Source organism: Pseudomonas cremoricolorata, from assembly GCF_000759535.1.
Taxonomy (GTDB): domain Bacteria; phylum Pseudomonadota; class Gammaproteobacteria; order Pseudomonadales; family Pseudomonadaceae; genus Aquipseudomonas; species Aquipseudomonas cremoricolorata_A.
Genome location: NZ_CP009455.1, coordinates 3,489,095 through 3,510,485 on the forward strand (window position 1 = coordinate 3,489,095; position 21,391 = coordinate 3,510,485).

A 21,391-nucleotide genomic window follows, 5' to 3' on the forward strand; every position below is an offset into this window, starting at 1 on the left:
CCCTGACAACGTCTACCAGAGCGCCTTGGTCCCCGCAGTGATAACCCGGGTGAACACCGCAATGGCGGCGTCCACCTCAGCCTCACTGCTGTAGCGACCCAGGCTAAGGCGCACGCTGCTGCGCGCCGCCTGCTCATCGAGCCCTAGCGCGAGCAGCACATGGGATGCCGCATTGCTGGCCGAATTGCAGGCAGAGGTGGTCGACAACGCCAGTTCAGTGCTCAACGCGGCAGGCTTGAACCCGGTCGCCGCGATGCGCAGGTTCAAGGTGTGCGGTACTCGCTGGGCGATACTGCCGTTGACGCTTGCGCCAGGCAGCGCCAGCAAGCCCTCATGCAGGCGCTGGCTGAGTCGCTGCAGCTTTTGATACTCGGCATCGCCGGGTTTGCCAGCCAGTTCGAAGGCATAGCCCATGCCGACGATCTGGTGGCTGGCCAGCGTGCCTGAGCGCAGCCCGAACTCATGGCCCCCGCCGTGCATCTGCGCGCGCAGAACCGGCTGCGCACGCGGCCCGACGTACAGCGCACCAATGCCTTTGGGGCCGTAGGCCTTGTGTGCCGAGAACGACATCAAGTCTACCGGCTGACGCGCAACATCGATCTCCAGCTTGCCCACCGCCTGCGCCGCATCGACATGCATCAGCGCCCCGTGGGCCCGCACCCGCTCGCCGATGGCGGCAAAGTCGGTGAGGGTGCCCAGCTCGTTATTGACCGCCATCAACGATACCAGCCGGGTATCGGGGCGCAGCGCAGCGCTCACGGCATGGGGCTGGATCAGGCCGTCGGCATCCGGCAGCAGCCGAGTCACCGTCCAGCCCTGCTGCTCGAGCTGCGCTGCAGTGTCCAGTACCGCTTTATGCTCAAGGGCACTGGTGAGCAGATGCCCGGGCTGCGCGAAGGCCTCGGCGGCGCCCTTGAGTGCCAGGTTGTTCGATTCGGTGGCGCCGGAGGTCCAGACGATTTGCCCGGCCGTAGCATTGATGCACATCGCCACCTGCTGGCGAGCCTGCTCGACCCGTGCCCGCGCAGCGCTGCCGTAGGCGTGGCCGGAGGATGCCGGATTGCCGAAGTCGCCCTGCCGACCCAGGCAGGTGAGCATCATTTCGATGACACGGTCATCGACAGGGGTGGTGGCGGCGTAGTCGAAATACAGAGGCAAGTGCGAGTTCATGGTGCTGTGCAGGTCCGTGCAAGGTGGAGATGCTGGTGAGTGGACAGGCTACGGGGAGAGCGCGGTGGAAGTTTTTCATTTTGTTGTCAGGTGTGGCGCTGATGCAGAACAAAAATTCCTGAAATATCCTCTTGCGTAGAAAATTCTCCCTTTGCAGTACAGCGGTGGGTTCAAACAGATATCCCGGTGTCGCTCACGTAGAAGTGCAGGTCGTTCGCAGGCGCTTTACTGGGTGCACAACAACGATAACGCTGCCCATTTGCAGCACACCCCACAGGCTGCCTATGGAAACCGGAGAGCACGCGCATGTCCGTCACACATGAGGTTCCCCCAGCCACCCTTCGCAGGGTAATCGCCGCATCAGCGGTCGGCAATTTCGTCGAGTGGTTCGACTTTGCAGTCTATGGCTTCCTCGCCACCCTGATCGCCAGCCAGTTCTTCGCCAGTTCCGACCCCGGTGTCGGGTTGCTCAAGACCTTCGCCGTATTCGCCGTGGCCTTCGCCTTGCGTCCGTTGGGCGGCGTGGTATTCGGTGCGCTGGGTGACCGCCTTGGCCGCAAGCGCGTGCTGTCGATGACCATCCTGATGATGGCCGGCTCGACCACTTTGATCGGTCTACTGCCTACCTATGCCAGCATCGGCTTGCTGGCGCCAGTGCTGCTGACCCTGGCCCGCTGCATTCAGGGCTTCTCGGCAGGTGGCGAATACGCCGGTGCCTGCGCCTACCTGATGGAGCACGCACCCCGTGAAAAACGCGCGTTCTACGGCAGTTTCGTGCCCGTCTCGACCTTCTCGGCCTTCGCCTGCGCTGCGGTGCTGGCCTATGGCCTGGAGGCCAGTCTGTCCGCCGAAGCCATGGCCAGCTGGGGCTGGCGCGTGCCTTTCCTGGTGGCAGCGCCGCTGGGTCTGGTGGGGCTCTACCTGCGCTGGCGCATGGAAGAAACCCCAGCGTTTCGCGCCGCCATGGCCGAAGGCAAGCAGCATGAGCATTCGCCGCTCAAGGACACCCTGCGCCATCACGGGCGCACCATCTGCAACCTGGGCGCGTTCATTTCGCTGACGGCGCTGTCGTTCTATATGTTCACCACGTATTTCGCCACTTATCTGCAACTGGTCGGCCATCTCAGCCGCGCCCAGTCGCTGCTGGTGACCACCGTCGCGTTGTTGTTCGCAGCGGGTGGTTGTCCTCTGGCGGGTGCACTGTCCGATCGATTTGGCCGGCGCCGGACGATCATGTTCACCTGCTTCTGGGTCATCGCCTGTGTGTTCCCCGCTTACTGGCTGGCCAGCTCTGGGTCGCTGCCCTACGCCTTGGTAGGCGTCATTCTGCTCGCCGTTGGTGCATTGACCAGTGGCGTCGTGACCGCTGCCTTGCTTTCGGAAAGTTTCCCTACTCGCAGCCGCTACACCGCATCGGCCATTACCTACAACGTCGCCTATACGCTGTTCGGAGGTACTGCACCCTTGGTCGCGACCTGGCTCATCAGCCAGACCGGCAGCAGCCTGGCACCTGCGTTCTACCTGGTGGTCATCGCCTTGCTGGCGCTGGTGGGCGGCTTGGCCTTACCGGAAACCTCGCGCATCTCACTGCATGACGACACCCCCCATGCAGGTACGACGCCCCATCATGCGGCATCAGGTGCCTGATACCTCGGCGAGCAGGGCGCAGACCTGCTGAGCGGAATAGGGCTTGGCCAGAAATGCGAAGCCCGCATGTCCACCTCCGGCAACAGCCTCGCTGTAGCCGGAGGTGAGGACTACCGGTAGCTCGGGGTAGCGCCGGCGAATCTCCTGGGCCATTGCCAGTCCGCCCATACCGGGCATCAGGACATCGGAAAACACTGCGTCGAACGGCACCTGCGCATGCTCCAGTTGCACCAGTGCATCTTCACCGCAGTCGGCCCAGCTGACCTGAAAGCCATGCTCGCTCAGAATCTGTGTGGTGAAGTTGCCGACGTCAGGATTGTCCTCAACCACCAGTATTCGCTTGGCCGAAGTCTGGCCGGACACGCTCCGGGTCGGTGCCAGAGTGCTTGCCGACGTTGCCTGCGGTGCGTGGGTCTGTGGCAGGTAAAGAACGAACGTCGCTCCCTCGCCCGGCACACTCCTGACCTGCACATCGCCACCCGATTGCCGCGCGAAACCAAATACCTGAGACAGGCCCAGACCGGTACCTTGGCCCAGCGCCTTGGTGGTGAAGAAGGGGTCGAAAATGCGTTCGAGCAGCTCCGGTGCGATGCCTGGGCCCTGATCGATCACGGCGATGGCGGCAAACGGCCCGATCAGGCTCGGCTGGCCCGGCAGGTGCGGCTGCTGATTGGCCGTCAGGCGCAGGCGTAAGGCGCCTTCTCCGGCCATGGCATCGCGGCCGTTGATCACCATGTTGATCACCGCGGTTTCCAGCTGACCAAGATCTGCGCAGATATAGCAGGGCGTTTGCGGCAGCTCCAGCGACACCTGCAACCTGGCGCCGGTGACGGTGTCGAGCATTTCACTGATCGCCGACAGTCGTTGCCCGGCATCGAATATCTGCGGGCTGAGCGCCTGACGGCGAGCGAAGGCCAGCAACTGGCCGGTGAGCTTGGCGCCGCGGTCTACCGTGTCGACCATGGTCGTGAGGTAACGGCTGCGCCGCTCGGCATCCAGTTCCGGGCGTTGCAGAAAGTGCAGCGATGAGCGAATGATGGTCAGCAGGTTATTGAAGTCGTGGGCAACGCCGCCAGTGAGCTGACCGATCGCTTCGAGCTTCTGGCTCTGACGCAGTACCGCCTCGGTGTGCAGCAGTTGGTCAGTGCGTTCTTGCACGCGTTGCTCCAGGGTGGCATTGAGCGCTTCCATGGCGGCCATGGTATTGCGTACTTCGAGGTGCGCCTGGATGCGCTGAATGTGTGCCCAACTGCGTTCGATGACTTCACTGATCAGGCTCTGCTCGGCAGCGGTCCAGCAACGGGGCCGGCTGTCGTGGACGGCCATCAGCGCGGTCAGCCGCCCATTCTTGACCAAGGGCACGCACACGGTGGCACGTGCGCCGATATCGCCAAAGGTCGCGGCCGCCTCGCTGGGCAGTTCTCGCAGCGTATCGCTGATCACTACGGGCAGCCCGTCGCGCAGACGTTGCAACGCCAGCTCGCCGAAGTCCCTGAGGCGATAGCGGCCCAGCAGATGGGTCGAGGCATCGGCTACCCACTCGCCGCTGATGGTGAACCCGTCCTGGTCATCATCCATCAGCGCGTAGGCACAGCTGGCCAATTGCAGGTATTGCCCGAGCATTTGCGTGCTGATGTCGAGAATCCGTGAAGGATCGTTGGCGTTGGCGACCGCTCGTCCGAGGGCATCGAGGAACGTCAGCCGCTGGTTGGCGAGCACGGTGGCAGTGGTTTCGGCAACCGTATCGAGCATGCCGACGACGGTGCCTTCGGCGTCACGGATCGGGCTGTAGCAGAAGGTGAAGTAGGCTCGTTCGGGACGTGCCTGACGCTCGATCAGCAGCGGAAAATCCTGAATGAACACGGCTTCGCCGCTCATCGCATGACTGACCATGGGGCCGATGTCACTCCAGGCTTCCTGCCACACCTCATTGAAAGGTCGGCCGATGGCTGCCGGCTTGTCGCCAAGGATTTCGGTGAACGCGTCATTGTGCAGGGTGATCAACTGCTCCCCCCATAGGATGGCCTGGGGAAACCGTGAAGCCAGACACAACGCCACGCTGGTGCTGAGCACCTGTGGCCAGCTATGCAAAGGCCCTAGCGGGGTGGCAGACCAATCGTGGTGCCTGATCCGCTCCGCCATCATGCCACTGCCTACCAGCCACTTAGCCATGCTCGCGCACATCCCTTTACCAGACCCATTGAAGTACGCCGCGGCGCATCGTCCGTTCCTGACGCAGCAGCGCCAGGCAGTTTAACGCGGTCTGAAAAGCTTGGCGTAGCGGAGTCGAAAGGTTTTGCCGACGCAGGATGTCGACAGGCGCTGAGGGGAGGGGGCTCGACCACCGCACGAAGGGCGGCCGAGCACGTGCTGACGGGGCGGACTCAGTACTCCCAGAAGATGCGCTGCAGCTCTTTGCTGTCTTGGGTCTTGGTCAGGGCGACCATGGCCAAAATACGTGCCTTCTGTGGGTTAAGGTCATGGGCGACGACCCAGTCGTTCTTGTCATCAGGCTGTTCGGCGTTACGCAGTACGAAACCGCCCTGATTGACGTGGGACGAGCGGATGATCTGCACACCGTTATGACGCAATTCCTGCAGCGCCGGCACCACCCGCGACGACACCGAGCCGTTGCCTGTACCTGCGTGGATCAACGCTTTGGCACCGTTCTGGGCCAGGGCCTTGTACGCGGTGTCGGTCACGTTGCCGTAGCCATAGGCGATATCCACTGCCGGCAGGCTGGTGATCTGTTTGATGTCGAATTCGGAGTTGATCGTGTGGCGCTTGGCCGGCAGGCGGAACCAGTACGATTTGCCCTCGACGACCATGCCCATCGGGCCCCAGGCGCTCTTGAAGGCCTCGGTCTTGATGTTGACCGCCTTGCTGACGTCGCGACCCGACTGGATCTCGTCGTTCATGGTAACCAGCACGCCTTTGCCCCAGGATTGTTTGTCCCCGGCCACCGCTACCGCGTTGTACAGGTTGAGCATGCCATCGGCCGACATTGCCGTGCCTGGGCGCATCGAGCCGACGACCACGATCGGCTTCTCGGTTTTCTCGACCAGGTTGAGGAAGTAGGCCGTTTCTTCGAGGGTATCGGTGCCGTGGGTGATGACGATGCCGTCCACGTCCGCGCTGTCAGCCAGTTCGGCGACACGTTTGGCGAGCTTGAGCAAGTCCTCGTTGCCAATGCTTTCCGAGGCGATCTGCATGACCTGTTCGCCACGTACGTTGGCCAGGTCAGCCAGTTCCGGGACGCCGGCAATCAGCTTGTCGACGCCCAGTTTCGCTGCCTGGTAGGTGGCACTGTTGGCCGCGCTGGCCCCAGCACCGGCGATGGTGCCGCCAGTTGCAAGGATGACCACGTTGGCGCGTTTTTGTTGAGTCTGTGCTTCCTGGGCCGAAACACCGGCCGGGATTAGCAAAAGCAGCGCCAGTGCGCTGGGGGCAAATGTCTTTAGTGCAGCATTCATTATTGTTGGCTCTCTTTTCCGTTGAGATAGCGTTTGCTGTATCGCAAGCACGACCACGCAGATTTCGTACCAATTGCGAGGCTGCACCGCCATTTTCGGGGCAAGGGGTCCAACGTCGGGTGATACTCCGATGAAGGGGAGGCGTGCGACGTGCTGAGCGTTCGGAATCCCGACTTCGACTGCTGCGCTCGGTCGGGTTTCCGATCGCACTGGGCATGTGCAGCATGGCGACCGCCATGCGTCGTCGAGTCAGGCAGTCGGAAGTCTGGCAGCGTCGTCCTGAGCGGCCGGCGAATGCCGTTCTATGACCTGCTCGATGAAGCTGCGCGCGGCATCGCTGCCCAGTTCCCGGACCAACAGGTCGACGGCGATGAGCATGAGCTCTTCCGGGCTCGCCGGGCTGTAGGCGCGATGGCCGCCGGCCAGTTTGACCTTGATGTCGGCATCGATGGTGATGGTGCTCATGTGCGGCTCTCGTGGCAGGCGCGGATAAGGCGTTCGGGCGCTGGCGCTGCTTGAAGCAACGAACTCAGCGACTTTTCTCGCATTGAATCATGCCTTTGGCGTGCAAGCGCTGCGACCAAGGCATCAGGTCAGTACTGGCAAAGTTATCATGTCGTGCAAAATTCAGTCACGATTACGTTGAGCCTTGGCGACGCTTCGGCAGGCAGAATTGCGCGATTGTGCAACGAAAAGAGCTGTGGGCTGTCGCATTAGGCAGTTTCCGTTATTGATTAGGAGGGTTCATGCTTGGTACTCGCGCTTCTCTGGCGTCGCTACTGGTGCTGGCTATGTTGGCTGGTTGCAGCACGGGCGGCAGCACCACGGACGCAGGCCGCGATGCGGCGCCGGCGGCTGACGCCGCACAGGCAAACGATGGCCGCTGCCAGGCCAGCGGCGCAGACTTCGCCATTGGCAAACAGGGTACGCCTGAGCTGCTTGAGCAAGCACGCGCTGCCAGCGGTGCGCAGATTGCCCGATTGCTTACGCCCCGCGACATGGTCACCCTGGAGTATCGCTCCGAGCGCTTGAACCTAAACGTCAACGAGCAGGGTGTGGTCAATCGCGTCAATTGCGGTTGAGGCGCATCGCCCGATTGGAGGGCAACAAAAAACCCGCCATCGCTGGCGGGTTTTTTGTAGGACGAGCCGAATTATTCCGGACGAACCTGCGCTGCCTGCATGCCTTTCTGGCCACGCTCAGCGACGAACGAAACGGTCTGGCCTTCTTTCAAAGACTTGAAACCGTCGCTTTCGATGGCTTTGAAGTGAACGAACAGGTCGTCGCCGCCGCCTTGTGGAGTGATGAAGCCGTAGCCTTTCTCATCATTGAACCATTTGACGGTGCCGGTTTGGCGATTGGACATGGGTGGATCTCCAGACATTAGTTTTTCAGTAGTGCAGTGTTGCCGAGGCCACTGAGCACGAGGGGCATGATAGTGCATTTCCTCGCATCTAGCGCCAATTACCTTGTTCGAACATTGATTGAGGTCAATCGCGGAGTCGGTTTTTCAGTGCGCCGACTCAGCTTTTCTTCGAGCACGCCATGGCTACCGCAGTCTGGGCCTGCTCGACCAGGGTCGGCTTGGGGTTCTGCCCGTTCAATTCCTTGAGTTGCGCATCGCTGAAGTCTTTCTCCAGTACTTTCTTGCCACACTCGCAATGCTGCTTGGCGGCCTCGGCACTGAGGCCGTTGTCGGTCGAGGACTTGACGCAGGATGCAGTGTACGAGCGCTCGGCCTCTGCAGAGAACTTGCCGGCATGTGCCGCCAGTGGCAGAGACAGGGCGGTCGCAGCGACGATGGCCAGAAGCGGTTTAAGTCGCATAGCTTGAAACTCCTTTGGGTGATTCATCAATGACGGGACGTTCAGTAGGTCAGAGGCGAAGAATCCCCAAGAGTTCACCGCAGGCGACGGCGTTCAAATAATCCTGCGCCATCGCAAACCCGCGTGCTAGCATGCTCGGCTCGCAGCGCGCCAGTGATGATGGCGTGCTGGCGATCTCACCTTTTATTTCTCCAGTCACTCTGGTTCGTCCCTGACATGCCGAAAGGCTTCTGCCACTGTGAGGCAGGCTTCGCTTCAGCGAGGGCAGGTCGGATCTTGTACTGGCTCATCCCAACCCACGTGACCTTTGGTAGGGGTCACCACTAGGAGAGGAGGCGCCATGCCCACCATTACTCTTCCCGATGGCAGTCAGCGTTCGTTCGACGATGCCGTAACCGTGGCTCAAGTCGCCGCATCCATTGGTGCAGGTCTGGCTAAGGCCACCCTGGCCGGCAAGGTCGACGGCAAGCTGGTCGATGCCTGCGAGCTGATCGAGCGCGATGCCACGTTGCAGATCATCACCCCCAAGGATGAAGAGGGACTGGAGATCATCCGTCACTCGTGCGCTCACCTGATCGGCCATGCAGTCAAGCAGCTGTATCCGACCGCGCGCATGGTGATCGGCCCTGTGATCGACGAAGGCTTCTACTACGACATCGCGTATGAGCGTCCCTTCACCCCGGACGACCTGGCTGCGATCGAGAAGCGCATGCATCAGTTGATCGACAAGGACTACGACGTCATCAAGAAAATGACCCCGCGCGACGAGGTCATTGAGGTGTTCGCCGCCCGTGGCGAGGAGTACAAGCTGCGTCTGGTCGAAGACATGCCCGACGAGCAGGCCATGGGCCTGTACTACCACGAAGAGTACGTGGACATGTGCCGCGGCCCGCACGTGCCCAACACCCGCTTCCTCAAAGCGTTCAAGCTGACCAAGCTGTCGGGCGCCTACTGGCGCGGCGATGCCAAGAACGAGCAGCTGCAGCGCGTCTATGGCACGGCCTGGGCTGACAAGAAGCAACTGGCCGCCTATATCCAGCGCATCGAAGAAGCCGAAAAGCGCGATCATCGCAAGATCGGCAAGCAGCTCGATCTGTTCCACCTGCAGGAAGAAGCGCCGGGCATGGTGTTCTGGCATCCGGACGGCTGGACCGTCTATCAGGTGCTCGAGCAGTACATGCGTACCGTGCAGCGCATCAACGGCTACCTGGAAATCAAGACCCCGCAAGTGGTCGATCGCATTCTTTGGGAGCGCTCCGGGCACTGGTCGAACTATGCGGAAAACATGTTCACCACCTCGTCCGAGAGCCGCGACTATGCGGTCAAGCCGATGAACTGCCCGTGTCACGTGCAGGTGTTCAACCAGGGCCTGAAGTCCTACCGTGACCTGCCGCTGCGTCTGGCCGAGTTCGGCGCCTGTCACCGTAACGAGCCTTCCGGGGCGCTGCACGGCATCATGCGCGTGCGCGGCTTCACCCAGGACGATGCGCATATCTTCTGCACCGAAGAGCAGGTGAAGAAAGAAGCCGCTGACTTCATCAAGCTGACCCTGGATGTGTACAAGGACTTCGGCTTCACCGATATCGCCATGAAGCTGTCTACCCGTCCTGCCAAACGAGTCGGTTCCGAAGAGCTGTGGGATCGCGCCGAGACTGCGCTGGCCGACGCCTTGAACGAGTCGGGTCTGGAGTGGGAATACCAGCCGGGCGAGGGCGCGTTCTATGGTCCGAAGATCGAATTCACCCTGCGCGATTGCCTGGGACGGAACTGGCAGTGCGGTACCTTGCAGTACGATCCGAACCTGCCCGAGCGTCTGGACGCCAGCTACATCGCTGAAGATAACGCCCGCAAGCGCCCGGTCATGCTGCACCGTGCCATCCTGGGTTCGTTCGAGCGCTTCATCGGCATGCTGATCGAGCACTATGCCGGGGTCTTCCCCGCATGGCTGGCGCCGACCCAGGCGGTGATCATGAATATCACCGACAAACAGGCCGATTTTGCCCTCGAGGTGGAAAAAAACCTGGCTGATCGCGGCTTGCGTGCCAAGTCCGACTTGAGAAATGAAAAGATCGGCTTTAAAATCCGCGAGCATACTTTGCTCAAGGTCCCGTTCCTTTTGGTTATAGGGGATCGCGAAGTCGAAACGCAAACCGTTGCCGTGCGCACCCGCGAAGGCGCTGACCTGGGCTCGATGTCCGTCGCGCAGTTCGCTGAGCACCTCTCGCAAGCGGTTTCCCGGCGTGGTCGCCAAGAATCGGAGTAATGACTATTAAGCGTGATATGAGAAACGATAAACGAGCTGCACCGAAAGCACCGATCAACGAGAATATCTCGGCCCGCGAGGTTCGGTTAATTGGTGCTGATGGCGAGCAGATTGGCATCGTCTCGATCGATGAAGCGCTTCGTATCGCTGAAGAAGCGAAGCTGGATCTGGTGGAAATTTCTGCAGACGCTGTACCGCCTGTTTGCAAGGTCATGGACTACGGCAAGCACCTCTTCGAGAAGAAGAAGCAGGCCAACGAAGCCAAGAAGAACCAGAAGCAGATCCAGATTAAAGAAATCAAGTTTCGTCCAGGGACGGAAGAAGGGGATTACCAGGTAAAACTACGCAACCTGGTACGTTTCCTTGCCGATGGGGACAAGGCCAAGATCTCTCTGAGATTCCGTGGTCGTGAGATGGCCCACCAGGAGCTGGGCATGGAGCTGTTGAAGCGGGTCGAAGCCGACCTCGTCGAATACGGCTCTGTTGAACAGCATCCGAAGATGGAAGGACGCCAGCTGATGATGGTCATCGCCCCCAAAAAGAAGAAGTAATCTCCCGGGCACGGCAGGCCTGATGATTATTGTGTAATTTTATCGAATGCGGAGTTCCAACATGCCAAAAATGAAAACCAAGAGCGGTGCTGCGAAGCGTTTCCTGAAAACGGCAACCGGCTTCAAGCACAAGCACGCTTTCAAGAGCCACATCCTGACCAAAATGTCGACCAAGCGTAAGCGTCAACTGCGCGGTAGCAGCATGCTGCATCCGTCTGACGTCGCAAAAGTCGCGCGCATGCTGCGCGTTCGTTAATTCTGGTCAAAGATAGAGGAAGTTACTCATGGCTCGTGTAAAGCGCGGCGTTATCGCTCGTAAGCGTCACAAGAAAATCCTGAAGCTGGCTAAAGGCTACTACGGCGCCCGTTCGCGCGTATTCCGTGTTGCCAAGCAGGCTGTCATCAAGGCTGGTCAATATGCCTACCGTGACCGTCGCCAGAAAAAACGTCAGTTCCGCGCACTGTGGATCGCTCGTATCAACGCCGGTGCACGCACCAACGGTCTGTCCTACAGCCGTCTGATTGCTGGCCTGAAAAAAGCGTCGATCGAAATCGACCGCAAGGTTCTGGCTGACCTGGCAGTGAACGAAAAAGCGGCGTTTGCTGCAATTGTCGAGAAAGCTAAAGCCGTTCTGGCTTAAGTACCCACGACAATCATCCGCTGGCGCCTCGCGCTGGCGGGTGTAGAACGTCATCGATAGGGGAAGAGCCTTCAAAAGCTCTTCCCCTATTTTTGTATCTGGAGTCTGTACATGGAAAACCTGGACGCGCTGGTCTCCCAAGCCCTTGAGGCGGTGGAGCGCGCTGAAGACATCAATGCCCTGGAACAGATCCGGGTCCAGTTTCTCGGCAAGAAAGGCGAGCTGACTCAGGTGATGAAGACCCTGGGCAATCTGCCGGCCGAAGAGCGCCCCAAGGTCGGAGCGCTGATCAACGATGCCAAGGAACGCGTCACCGTCGTGCTCAACACGCGCAAGGCGGCATTCGAAGCCGCTGAGCTAAACGGCCGTCTGGCGGCAGAGCGTATCGATGTGACCTTGCCGGGCCGCGGACAGACCACTGGCGGGCTGCATCCGATCACCCGCACCCTCGAGCGCATCGAGCAGTTCTTCACGCATATCGGCTACGGCATCGCCGAAGGCCCTGAAGTTGAAGACGACTACCACAACTTCGAAGCGCTCAACATCCCTGGCCACCATCCGGCGCGGGCGATGCATGACACCTTCTATTTCAACGCCAACATGTTGCTGCGCACGCATACCTCGCCGGTGCAAGTGCGGACCATGGAGTCCAGCCAACCGCCCATTCGGATTGTCTGCCCAGGGCGTGTCTATCGCTGCGACTCGGATATCACCCATTCCCCGATGTTCCATCAGGTCGAAGGCTTGTTGATCGACCGGGATATCAACTTCGCTGACCTCAAAGGCACCATCGAAGAGTTTCTTCGGGTGTTCTTCGAGAAAGAGCTGGCGGTACGTTTCCGCCCATCCTTCTTCCCTTTCACCGAGCCGTCCGCCGAGGTGGATATCCAGTGCGTCATGTGCTCGGGCAAGGGCTGCCGGGTGTGCAAGCAGACTGGCTGGCTGGAAGTGATGGGCTGCGGCATGGTGCATCCGAACGTGTTGCGCATGTCCGGCATCGATCCGGAAACCTATCAAGGGTTCGCCTTCGGCATGGGTGCAGAGCGCTTGGCGATGCTGCGTTACGGTGTCAATGATTTGCGTCTGTTCTTCGACAACGACCTGCGGTTCCTCGCGCAATTTCGCTAGGTCCGCACTTGACGCACATTTAGGAGAACAGCATGAAATTCAGTGAACAGTGGCTGCGTGGTTGGGTAAACCCGCAAGTCTCCCGCGACGATCTGGTCGCCCGCCTGTCCATGGCCGGCCTGGAAGTCGACAGTGTCACGCCTGCCGCCGGCCAGTTCAGCGGCATCGTGGTCGGTGAAATCCTTGCCACCGAACAGCACCCGGACGCCGACAAATTGCGCGTCTGCCAGGTCAGCGACGGCAAGGACACCTTCCAGGTGGTGTGTGGCGCGCCCAATGCTCGCCCAGGCATCAAGATTCCTTTCGCCATGATCGGTGCCGAGCTGCCTGGCGATTTCAAGATCAAGAAGGCCAAGCTGCGCGGCGTCGAGTCGTTCGGCATGCTCTGTTCGGCGGCCGAACTGCAGATCAGCGAAGAAAACGACGGTCTGCTGGAGCTTGCCGGTGACGCGCCAGTCGGCCAGGACATCCGTCAGTACCTGAGCCTCGATGATGCCAGCATCGAGATCGGCCTGACCCCGAACCGTGGTGACTGCCTGTCAATCGCCGGCCTGGCACGTGACGTCAGCGCGCTCTACGATGTCGCCGTGCAGCGCCCTGAGGTGCCGGCAGTTGCTGCCAGCCACGACGAAGTGCGCTCGGTCGAGGTGACCGCGCCTGCCGCCTGCCCACGTTATCTGGGGCGGGTCATTCGCAACGTCGATCTGTCCAGGCCGACGCCGCTGTGGATGGTCGAGCGGCTACGCCGCAGTGATGTGCGCAGCATCGACGCCGCCGTCGACATCACCAACTACGTGATGCTCGAACTCGGGCAACCAATGCATGCCTTCGATCTCGCCGAAATCAATGGCGGCATTCGTGTGCGCATGGCCGAAGAGGGCGAGAAACTCGTGCTGCTGGATGGTCAGGAAGTCGTCCTGCGCAGCGACACCTTGGTCATTGCCGACCACGCGCGGCCGCTGGCGATCGCCGGCGTCATGGGTGGCGAGCACAGCGGCGTCGATACGCACAAGACCCGCGACCTGTTCCTTGAAAGCGCGTTCTTCGAGCCTGTATCGGTTGCTGGCAAGGCGCGTTCCTACGGCTTGCACACCGATGCCTCGCACCGCTTCGAGCGTGGCGTGGATTCACAGCTCGCCCGTGAAGCGATGGAGCGTGCTACGCGTCTGATCATCGACATCGTGGGTGGTGACGCCGGTCCTGTCATCGAAAGTGTCAGTGCCGAGCACCTGCCGCAGATCGCACCCATCACCCTGCGCGCCGAGCGTGTCAGCCAGATGCTGGGCATGGAGATGGAGCCTGCGCAGATCGAGCAACTGCTCAATGCCTTGGGCTTGACCACTCAGGCTGACGGGGCAGGGCAGTGGACTGTCAGCGTCCCTAGCCATCGTTTCGACGTCAGCCTGGAAGTCGATCTGATCGAGGAACTCGCCCGGTTGTACGGCTACAACCGTCTGCCTGTGCGTTATCCCCAGGCGCGTCTGGCGCCTCAGGCGCGCCCTGAGTCGCGCAGCGAACTGCCAACCCTGCGACGTTTGCTGGTAGCGCGTGGCTATCAGGAAGCGATCACCTACAGCTTCATCGATGCCAAGTTGTTCGAGCTGTTCAATCCGGGCGTTGAGCCTCTGCTGTTGGCCAACCCGATCTCCAATGACATGGCGGCGATGCGCGGTTCCTTGTTGCCGGGCCTGGTCAAGGCATTGCAGCACAACCTGAACCGTCAGCAAGACCGCGTACGCCTGTTCGAAAGCGGGCTTCGCTTCGTCGGTCAATTGGGCGATCTCAAGCAGGAGCCGATGCTCGCTGGCCTGATCAGCGGCAGCCGCCTGCCTGAGGGCTGGGCCAACGGTCGCGAGGGTGTCGATTTCTTCGACATCAAGGCTGATGTCGAGGCCGTTCTGGGGTACGCCGGCGCGCTGCATCGCTTCACGTTCACCGCGGCGCAGCACCCCGCCTTGCACCCCGGCCAAACCGCTCGCATCGAACGAGACGGCGAGGAGGTTGGCTACCTCGGTGCTCTGCATCCGGAGCTGGCCAAGGCACTGGACCTGGATCGTCCGGTATTCGTCTTCGAGATGGTTCTGGCCCATGTGGTCGAGGGTCAGGTGCCCGCGTTCAGCGAATTGTCGAAGTTCCCGGAAACCCGTCGCGACCTAGCCCTTATTGCCGGTCGGGAAGTGGCGGCCAACGATGTGCTTGACATCATTCGTGACAATGCTGGGGAATGGCTGACAGACCTGAGGCTGTTTGATGTCTATCAAGGTAAAGGTATTGATCCTGATAGAAAAAGCCTGGCGGTCGGCTTGACCTGGCAGCATCCATCGCGCACTCTTAACGACGATGAGGTGAACGCCACCCTGCAAACCATTCTCACCTCGCTCGAACAAAGGTTGAACACCACGTTAAGGAAATAGCGTATGGGTGCTCTGACGAAAGCTGAGATGGCCGAACGGCTGTACGAGGAGCTGGGGCTCAACAAGCGCGAAGCCAAAGAGTTGGTCGAGTTGTTTTTCGAAGAAATTCGCCACGCACTTGAAGATAACGAGCAGGTCAAACTGTCCGGTTTCGGCAACTTTGATCTTCGCGACAAACGCCAGCGGCCGGGCCGCAACCCCAAGACAGGGGAAGAGATCCCGATCACCGCACGCCGAGTCGTCACCTTTCGTCCAGGGCAGAAACTGAAAGCCCGGGTTGAGGCCTATGCTGGAACCAAGCCATAACGACGAGCTGCCCCCCATCCCGGGCAAACGCTACTTCACCATCGGTGAAGTCAGTGAGCTTTGCGCGGTAAAGCCGCACGTGTTGCGGTACTGGGAACAGGAATTTCCACAGCTCAACCCGGTCAAGCGCCGCGGAAACCGCAGGTACTATCAGCGCCAGGACGTGCTGATGATCCGCCAGATCCGCGCCTTGCTGTATGATCAGGGCTTCACCATCGGCGGCGCGCGACTGCGCATGTCCAGCGATGAAGCCAAGGAAGACACGACTCAGTACAAGCAGCTGATTCGACAGATGATTGTCGAGTTGGAGGATGTGCTGGTAGTGCTGAAGAAGTAAACCTGCTTTAAGAGTGAAAGTTTTTTGAGAAAAAGCTTTCAATTATCAAAAGGTTAGGGTACCTTTCTTCTCGTTCTCGGCAACATCGAGAACAGTTCGGGGCGTAGCGCAGCCCGGTAGCGCACTTGCATGGGGTGCAAGGGGTCGAGTGTTCGAATCACTCCGTCCCGACCAAAATACCCTAGAAAATCCAGTCACTTAACGGTGACTGGATTTTTTTATGGGCGAGTGTGCGCAAAACCCACGTAAACATACCTGGCGATATCGCCGATACCCAGGCCCACCTCGATCTTCCTCGTAATGTCTGGTCATGCCTTCGGTTGCATGGCCAGCGATCTTCTAACCGTCTTTTCCAACTCGCTCGCTTGTACAGGTGCAGGGAGAGGGCGCATACCTCAGCACCAAACACGCAGCTTCGCGGTTGAATCAAGGCGTAAAGGTACGGCGTGCTGGGTCATCCAGCACCTCCCTGTGGCAAGCATTCTCGCCTGGAAGGGCCTCCGGGGTAGGTAGACCACCACACCGGGCAGTTATTCATCACGGGATCTAACGCACTGGTTGGGAGTTTGGGCACTTCCCGCGTTCAAGGGGGAGCGTAGTCCATGTGGAAATTTCCTACACATTCGATTTACATCGCCGCAGCCTCGCCTTACCATCGACGCCAATGAGAATCATTAACGATATCGGTCAGGCTCGAGGGCATGCTTATGGAGCATCGAGAAGCGACGCACACCCAACTGCAAATCACCAGTAAGGGCCTGCAGCTTCAGCCCGGGCTCATCGTCAACCTGACTTGCGCCAACCCCGACAACACCAGCGTCACGCGGACGTCCTACCAGCACACCAGCGAGTACATCCACTTCAATTGCCTGTTGCAGGGCAGCTTTCAGGCGAAGGTCAGAAACCACGAGATTTCATTATCAACCGGTGACCTGAACGTGGGGTATGCCAATGGTGAACACTTCAATGTGGCCCATTGCTCTGACCTGTCCAATATCGAGCTGCTGGTCGACCCCGAATTGTTGTTGTCTCTGGCCGGCGAGGATTGCCACCTGGTGACACCGACCACGCTCGGACGCTTTTTCACGCTCAGTTGCCCGGCCAGCAACCGGGCGCGCTTTGCGGCGGCGCAACTGTGCTACCACCTGAGCAGCCCGCAGTACCCGCAATTGCTCATCCACTCGGCTGCGCTGGACTATCTGTATTGGCATCTGCACGCCTTCAAGGGCGAACCTGACGATGAGCCGGTGGCACAGTTCGAGCGGCGCCGGTTGCTCGAAGCGCGTGATTTCCTGCTGCAGGATCTCGGTTCGCCGCCCACTATCGCGCAGATCGCGCAGAAGGTCGGGCTGAATGAGTTCAAGCTCAAACAAGGCTTCAAGAAGCTCTTCAACAACAGCATCTACGCCTACTTTCAGGGTGAGCGGATGAAGAAAGCGCAGGCGCTGCTGCAACAGCACAACGTCACTGAAACCGCGATGATCCTCGGTTACAGCAACGTCAGTCATTTCAGCAGCGCGTTTCGCAAACAGTTTGGCGTGCTGCCCGGCAGCTTGCGCCAGGATCCGGACAGCCTGCTGTTCGGTGCGCCGCCCCAGCGTTGAGCGAGTGGCTCAGTTGCCGCTGTCGAACGCGCAGTGAATCAACCCCGGCGCAAAGCGCCTGCGCAGGTAGCCGATATGCGACAGCAGGGCGAACAGGCGCATATAGCGCGGGTAGGGCTGGGCAAAGGTCGGGCAGGACAACAGCCGCAGCCCTGGCACCTGCTTCACGAATGACGGCACCCGGCCCAGCGGCATGCCAAACGGCATGGGCGGCGCGGTGTAGCCGGTTGACAGCTTCCAGCCTCTGAGCGTCTTGCGCGAGAACCATGGCGGAATGGTGTCGAAGAACGCTTCGCCGCGTCCGAAACGACGAGTGATCTTTTCCAACAATGCCAGCACCTGCGCTTCGGTGAAGTACATCAGCAACCCCGCCGCGCTGATGAACACCGGGCCCCTGATCTGTTGCGCGACCTGGTCGAGCCACTGATCGTCCAGTGCCGAGCAGGCGATCAGGTGGTTGCGTTCGTGAGCGGGGAGCAGACGCTGACGAATGCCGATCGACTCGGCAAGATCAACCGAATACCACTGCACCCGGGGATGAGCGACGCGCCAGAACTGGGTCTCCAGGCCTTCGCCCAACACCACCACCGACCCTTCAGGTTCCCGCGCAAGAAAGGCATGGATGCGTTCATCGGCGTAGCGCGAGCGCACGGCATGCACAGGGGTCGGCGGGCCGAAACGCCCGCGAAAGTCGTAGTCGATGCGCTGCATCAGCGCCATCAGCAGCGGGTCGTTGAGCAGGCTGTGCGGGCCGTCGGAATAGGCCGAGCGAGTCCAGATGGTCAGCAGCATGGTTTCCGGCACGCCTTGCAAGCCCGGTGAGAGGCGTTCGAGGTCAACCGCAGCGTTCATGGTGGGTTCCTTGTTGACAAGCCAGATCCAGCCTCATAGCGAGGCGGCCAGCGGGGTAGTGGTGAGGCCGGGCAACGCTGCGGCGGCGGGGGCGGTCAAGCTGACGATGGCACAGCCGTCGGCAGCCGATTGCCAGTCGATTTCCAGCGGTGTCAGGCGCGCCATATACGACAGCGCTTCATGTTCCATTTCCCGCATCAGGGTGCTCAGCTCAGGGCAGCCCAGAAGCGTGAACATTTCGGCGAAGGTGCAGTGGTCGATGCGATAGCCGTCCTCGGTGCGCTGGCCCTCGAGCAACCCCAAGGTCTGATAGCGTGCCATGAAGGCCTGCCAGTAGCGGCGCACCGTATCCGACGGATCGTCCGTGGCGGCGATGACTTCAGGTACCGGCCACAGCCAGCGCATTTCCATCTTACCCGTGGCCAGGAACATCTCCCGATACAAGGCATAGGCCTGCTGCTGGCCCAGCAGGTCGCGTACGCGGCTGTAACCTGCGGTGAACATGCTCATATCGCGGGTGATCTTCGCCCATTCGGCGGCGTAGGTCGGGTGACGGCTGCGAAAGCTGGCAAGGCGCCGGTGATGGTCCCGCCAGCGCCACACAAAGCTGGCCACGAAACCGCCCAGGGCCAGCCCGGGTTTTTTCTCACGCAGGCGTGCCCACACGGCCGAATCGGTGAGGTAAGTGGTCTGCAAAGCGGGCATGCGCGGATGCATCGCGGCGTCGTACCAGCACTGGCCGAAATGCGCCAACTCATGGCTGCTGCCGCTGACCACCTGGCACCAGCCGAACTGCAACGGGTCCTTGGCGGTGTCGAGTTCATTGGCCCGGCGTGCGCTGATGCCGTGCTGGCGCAGAATCGTTTCCATCGCCTGATGAGCGCTGGCGGGCAGTTGTTCCATGCTGTAGACGCCGGCGCCGATCTCGCCCGATTCGGCCAATAACCACTGCACTGCCGCGCAGGCGGTGAGGGCGGTGAAGTCGTAGGAGGAGATGCAGCCATGCACCACCCATCCGTCCTCCGGGCGATTGTCGGGGTAGACCCACAGGCAGCAGTCGGGGTCGGCTTTCTTGCGCTTTTTCATCGACTGGCCGCTGCTGTAGAACATCTTCGCCAGCCGTTCGCGCAAGCCTTTCCAGCGGCTCAAGCGGCCCATCAACCGGGCGCTGCGTGGCGAGAGGAATTGAATGCTGTAACGGTAATCCAGGGTGTTGATCGTATGGGTCGCTTGGCTGGTGTCACGCTCGCCCAGGGTCGCGATTTCCGGTGCCGAGTAGGCGATCAGGGGCGCAGGCGCGGCGTGGCCAGGGAAGGTGAACCGACTGTGGGCATCGCCCCAGGGCGCAGGCTGGGTCTGGCGTTTGCCGTCGATGAAGGCCGTCAGCGTTGGCTTGAAACTGTCCAGCAGCACGTAGGGGCTGGCTTCGCCTCCGCCGTAGGCTGCGCCCGCATAGAACCGGCTGCGGTAGGTGCCGCTGGCGGACGCCTGTTCGCGGACCAGTTTCATCAACAGGATGCCGGACAGCCCGGGCGTCAGTCCCATGCCGGTCAGCACTCGGCGACCCAGCGCACGTGCGCTGGGGTTCAGAGCCTGAATGGCGTCGGCGGCGCTCAGGCTGTCGTTGACGTCCACGCAATCGATGCCCGCTTGCAGGCACAGGGCGTGGGGACGCGCCCCATAGGCATCCATCGGCCCCAGCGCGATGATCGCCAGGTCGAACTGGCGAAGCACCGCCACGGCGCTCTGGCTGTCATCGATGTCCAGCCCCACCCGTGAGACTCCGGCGGGCAGGGGGGCGCCGCGCTCCGGGCGGCGTGACGCGCAGCTCAGGCGTACGTGCGGGCAGCGCCTGTGCAATGCGCGCAGAATGCGGCGTCCGGTTTCGCCGGTGCCGCCGATCACGATGACGTTCCTGGAGGGCGGTACGCCGTTGTCCAACGCGTTCATGACAAACCTCCTTGCCATTCGGGGTGGGGCTGCGCCGTGAGGCCGTCGATAGCGAGCAAGCCTTCGGCCCTGAACAGCTGCATGAAGCGGCGACTGTCGATGGCCTCGTGCAGCAGCTGTACGCCGTTGGCCAGCGGATCACCTTCCAGCAGGCAGCGCGCGGTGATGGCGATTGCAACGCCAGTGGCCTGGTAGGTGTCGGCGATCACCAAGGTGGCGCTTTCGCGCTGTTCATCGGCATAGGTCACATCGACCCGTAAGCCATACACCGGCTGCAGATTGCGCAAGTCCCGTGCCGATGCTCTGGCCAGACGTTGTGCGGCACGGTGGATCTGCTCGGGGGTGCGGAATTGGCCGAACAGTTTGGCCCGCAGACACGCCAGCGCCGCCCGCGGACCGACGTTGCTGCCGTAGGCGCGGGCCTCGGGGATCTTCAGCCGCCCGGCCAGGCGCGCCAGTTCTTCGCTGGGCATCAGCATTGTGCTGACGCGGCCAATCTGCCCGGGAAAGTTCACCTTGCGCATGGCCCTGAAAAAGCCCACCGACTGATGTGCGCCGTGACGGATGATCGGAAAACCACGGTCCTGGCCAAAGTCGCCGAGGCTGTGGACGATGTCCCACGCCGAGTTGTAGGTCCAGGCATCGCGGCCAATGCAGCAGGTATCAAGGCGCAGCGGAGTACGTCCGTGGGCCGTGGAATCGATCACGTACTTGGGAAACAGCCCGGTCAGGCCGGGCATCAGGCCGACGCTGATGATCAACGGCACATTGACCGGCTCCTGGCGCTGGCGTGCTTCCAGGGCCTTGAGCAACGGGTCGTAGCCCCCGGCGTCAATCAAGGGCGTGTCCATCTCGATACAGGCGCGCGCGACCCGTTCACCGAGCACCCCGGAAGGTCCGATGCAGGCGATCACCAAGGCCGCCTCGGCAAACGCCTGCCTCATCGCCTGATGATCGTTGGCGTCCAGCACCAGGTTGGCCAGGCGCGGCTCGTTCGGTGTCGTAACGGATGCCGAGTGCGCGCTGCGCGAGGCAATGATGATTTCGTGGTAGGTGTGCCGCAGCAGGTACCTTACGACTTCGCGTCCGACCCGCCCGTTGCCGCCCATGACGATGATGGGGCGGTTGTTTGTTTGATTGTGCATGCTGCTATCCCGACAAGAGGGGAGAGTGCTCGATTCAATGGGAATCGTTCTCAAGAAATCCGACTATGGAATCGCCAGCCAGCG

General features: G+C 61.0%; 20 protein-coding genes and 1 tRNA gene. 12 read left to right on the top strand and 9 right to left on the bottom strand.

Annotated elements, in window-relative coordinates; translation table 11 throughout:
• Positions 1-12: 12 nt before the first annotated feature.
• Positions 13-1,170 carry a cysteine desulfurase family protein gene (locus tag LK03_RS15950; protein ID WP_038413361.1) on the bottom strand — a complete coding sequence of 386 codons (1,158 nt, stop codon included), beginning with the start codon at positions 1,168-1,170 and terminating at the stop codon, positions 13-15.
• Between the two features lie 306 nt (positions 1,171-1,476).
• Between LK03_RS15950 and LK03_RS15955 the strand changes: the two genes are divergently transcribed.
• Positions 1,477-2,817 (top strand): MFS transporter, encoded by a 1,341-nt coding sequence (locus LK03_RS15955; RefSeq protein ID WP_049870513.1) that lies wholly within the window; start codon positions 1,477-1,479, stop codon positions 2,815-2,817.
• Here LK03_RS15955 and LK03_RS15960 read toward each other — a convergent pair.
• The 3 genes from LK03_RS15960 to LK03_RS15970 all read right to left on the bottom strand — a co-directional run bounded on the left by LK03_RS15960 (position 2,806) and on the right by LK03_RS15970 (position 6,755).
• Positions 2,806-4,989 (bottom strand): response regulator, encoded by a 2,184-nt coding sequence (locus LK03_RS15960; RefSeq protein ID WP_038413363.1) that lies wholly within the window; start codon positions 4,987-4,989, stop codon positions 2,806-2,808. The two genes, LK03_RS15955 and LK03_RS15960, sit on opposite strands and share 12 nt — an antisense overlap.
• Positions 4,990-5,201: 212 nt before the next feature.
• A complete protein-coding gene (locus tag LK03_RS15965) occupies positions 5,202-6,290 on the bottom strand; it encodes an asparaginase (protein ID WP_038413364.1) in 1,089 nt (362 codons plus the stop codon).
• Between the two features lie 249 nt (positions 6,291-6,539).
• The gene (locus LK03_RS15970) at positions 6,540-6,755 is read right to left on the bottom strand and encodes a hypothetical protein (protein WP_038413366.1); all 216 of its coding nucleotides are present in this window, start codon (positions 6,753-6,755) and stop codon (positions 6,540-6,542) included.
• A gap of 281 nt (positions 6,756-7,036) precedes the next feature.
• On the opposite strand from LK03_RS15970, the gene LK03_RS15975 reads away from it, so the two are divergent.
• The gene (locus LK03_RS15975) at positions 7,037-7,372 is read left to right on the top strand and encodes an I78 family peptidase inhibitor (protein ID WP_038413368.1); all 336 of its coding nucleotides are present in this window, start codon (positions 7,037-7,039) and stop codon (positions 7,370-7,372) included.
• Positions 7,373-7,443: 71 nt separating this feature from the next.
• Here the strand turns inward: LK03_RS15975 and LK03_RS15980 are convergent, their stop codons facing one another.
• Entirely contained in the window at positions 7,444-7,656 is a 213-nt protein-coding gene (locus LK03_RS15980; protein ID WP_038413369.1) for a cold-shock protein, read from the bottom strand.
• Positions 7,657-7,813: 157 nt separating this feature from the next.
• Complete coding sequence (locus LK03_RS15985; protein ID WP_038413370.1) at positions 7,814-8,116, bottom strand: hypothetical protein; 303 nt, start codon at positions 8,114-8,116, stop codon at positions 7,814-7,816.
• Between the two features lie 340 nt (positions 8,117-8,456).
• Between LK03_RS15985 and thrS the strand changes: the two genes are divergently transcribed.
• The 10 genes from thrS (at position 8,457) to LK03_RS16035 (ending at position 17,360) form a co-directional block, all read left to right on the top strand.
• On the top strand, positions 8,457-10,379 hold the full coding sequence (thrS, locus tag LK03_RS15990; RefSeq protein ID WP_038413371.1) for a threonine--tRNA ligase: 1,923 nt from the start codon (positions 8,457-8,459) through the stop codon (positions 10,377-10,379).
• Positions 10,379-10,930: a translation initiation factor IF-3 gene (gene infC / locus LK03_RS15995; protein ID WP_205621218.1), complete on the top strand. Its 552-nt coding sequence runs from the start codon at positions 10,379-10,381 to the stop codon at positions 10,928-10,930. Before thrS ends, infC begins: the two co-directional genes overlap by 1 nt.
• Before the next feature lie 61 nt (positions 10,931-10,991).
• On the top strand, positions 10,992-11,186 hold the full coding sequence (gene rpmI, locus LK03_RS16000; protein ID WP_028696462.1) for a 50S ribosomal protein L35: 195 nt from the start codon (positions 10,992-10,994) through the stop codon (positions 11,184-11,186).
• Positions 11,187-11,214: 28 nt separating this feature from the next.
• Positions 11,215-11,571 (top strand): 50S ribosomal protein L20, encoded by a 357-nt coding sequence (gene rplT / locus LK03_RS16005; protein WP_003250671.1) that lies wholly within the window; start codon positions 11,215-11,217, stop codon positions 11,569-11,571.
• 111 nt (positions 11,572-11,682) lie between these two features.
• Entirely contained in the window at positions 11,683-12,699 is a 1,017-nt protein-coding gene (gene pheS / locus LK03_RS16010) for a phenylalanine--tRNA ligase subunit alpha (protein WP_038413372.1), read from the top strand.
• A 32-nt stretch (positions 12,700-12,731) separates the two neighbouring features.
• Entirely contained in the window at positions 12,732-15,113 is a 2,382-nt protein-coding gene (gene pheT / locus LK03_RS16015) for a phenylalanine--tRNA ligase subunit beta (protein ID WP_038413373.1), read from the top strand.
• A 3-nt stretch (positions 15,114-15,116) separates the two neighbouring features.
• Positions 15,117-15,419: an integration host factor subunit alpha gene (ihfA, locus tag LK03_RS16020; RefSeq protein ID WP_009394049.1), complete on the top strand. Its 303-nt coding sequence runs from the start codon at positions 15,117-15,119 to the stop codon at positions 15,417-15,419.
• A complete protein-coding gene (locus LK03_RS16025) occupies positions 15,400-15,756 on the top strand; it encodes a MerR family transcriptional regulator (RefSeq protein ID WP_038413374.1) in 357 nt (118 codons plus the stop codon). The genes ihfA and LK03_RS16025 overlap by 20 nt, the downstream gene beginning before the upstream one ends.
• Positions 15,757-15,853: 97 nt before the next feature.
• Positions 15,854-15,930: transfer RNA gene (locus LK03_RS16030), tRNA-Pro, on the top strand.
• 533 nt (positions 15,931-16,463) lie between these two features.
• On the top strand, positions 16,464-17,360 hold the full coding sequence (locus LK03_RS16035) for an AraC family transcriptional regulator (protein WP_049870514.1): 897 nt from the start codon (positions 16,464-16,466) through the stop codon (positions 17,358-17,360).
• Between the two features lie 9 nt (positions 17,361-17,369).
• On the opposite strand, the gene LK03_RS16040 is transcribed toward LK03_RS16035, so the two are convergent.
• Genes LK03_RS16040 through LK03_RS16050 form a run of 3 tightly spaced genes read right to left on the bottom strand, consistent with a single transcriptional unit; the run spans position 17,370 to position 21,307 of the window.
• The gene (locus tag LK03_RS16040; protein ID WP_038413377.1) at positions 17,370-18,212 is read right to left on the bottom strand and encodes a class I SAM-dependent methyltransferase; all 843 of its coding nucleotides are present in this window, start codon (positions 18,210-18,212) and stop codon (positions 17,370-17,372) included.
• Between the two features lie 33 nt (positions 18,213-18,245).
• Positions 18,246-20,162, bottom strand: a complete 1,917-nt coding sequence (locus LK03_RS16045) for a saccharopine dehydrogenase NADP-binding domain-containing protein (protein ID WP_049870515.1) — start codon at positions 20,160-20,162, stop codon at positions 18,246-18,248.
• Positions 20,159-21,307, bottom strand: coding sequence for a saccharopine dehydrogenase family protein (locus LK03_RS16050; RefSeq protein ID WP_049870516.1), 1,149 nt, complete (start codon positions 21,305-21,307; stop codon positions 20,159-20,161). Before LK03_RS16050 ends, LK03_RS16045 begins: the two co-directional genes overlap by 4 nt.
• Positions 21,308-21,391 lie beyond the last annotated feature (84 nt).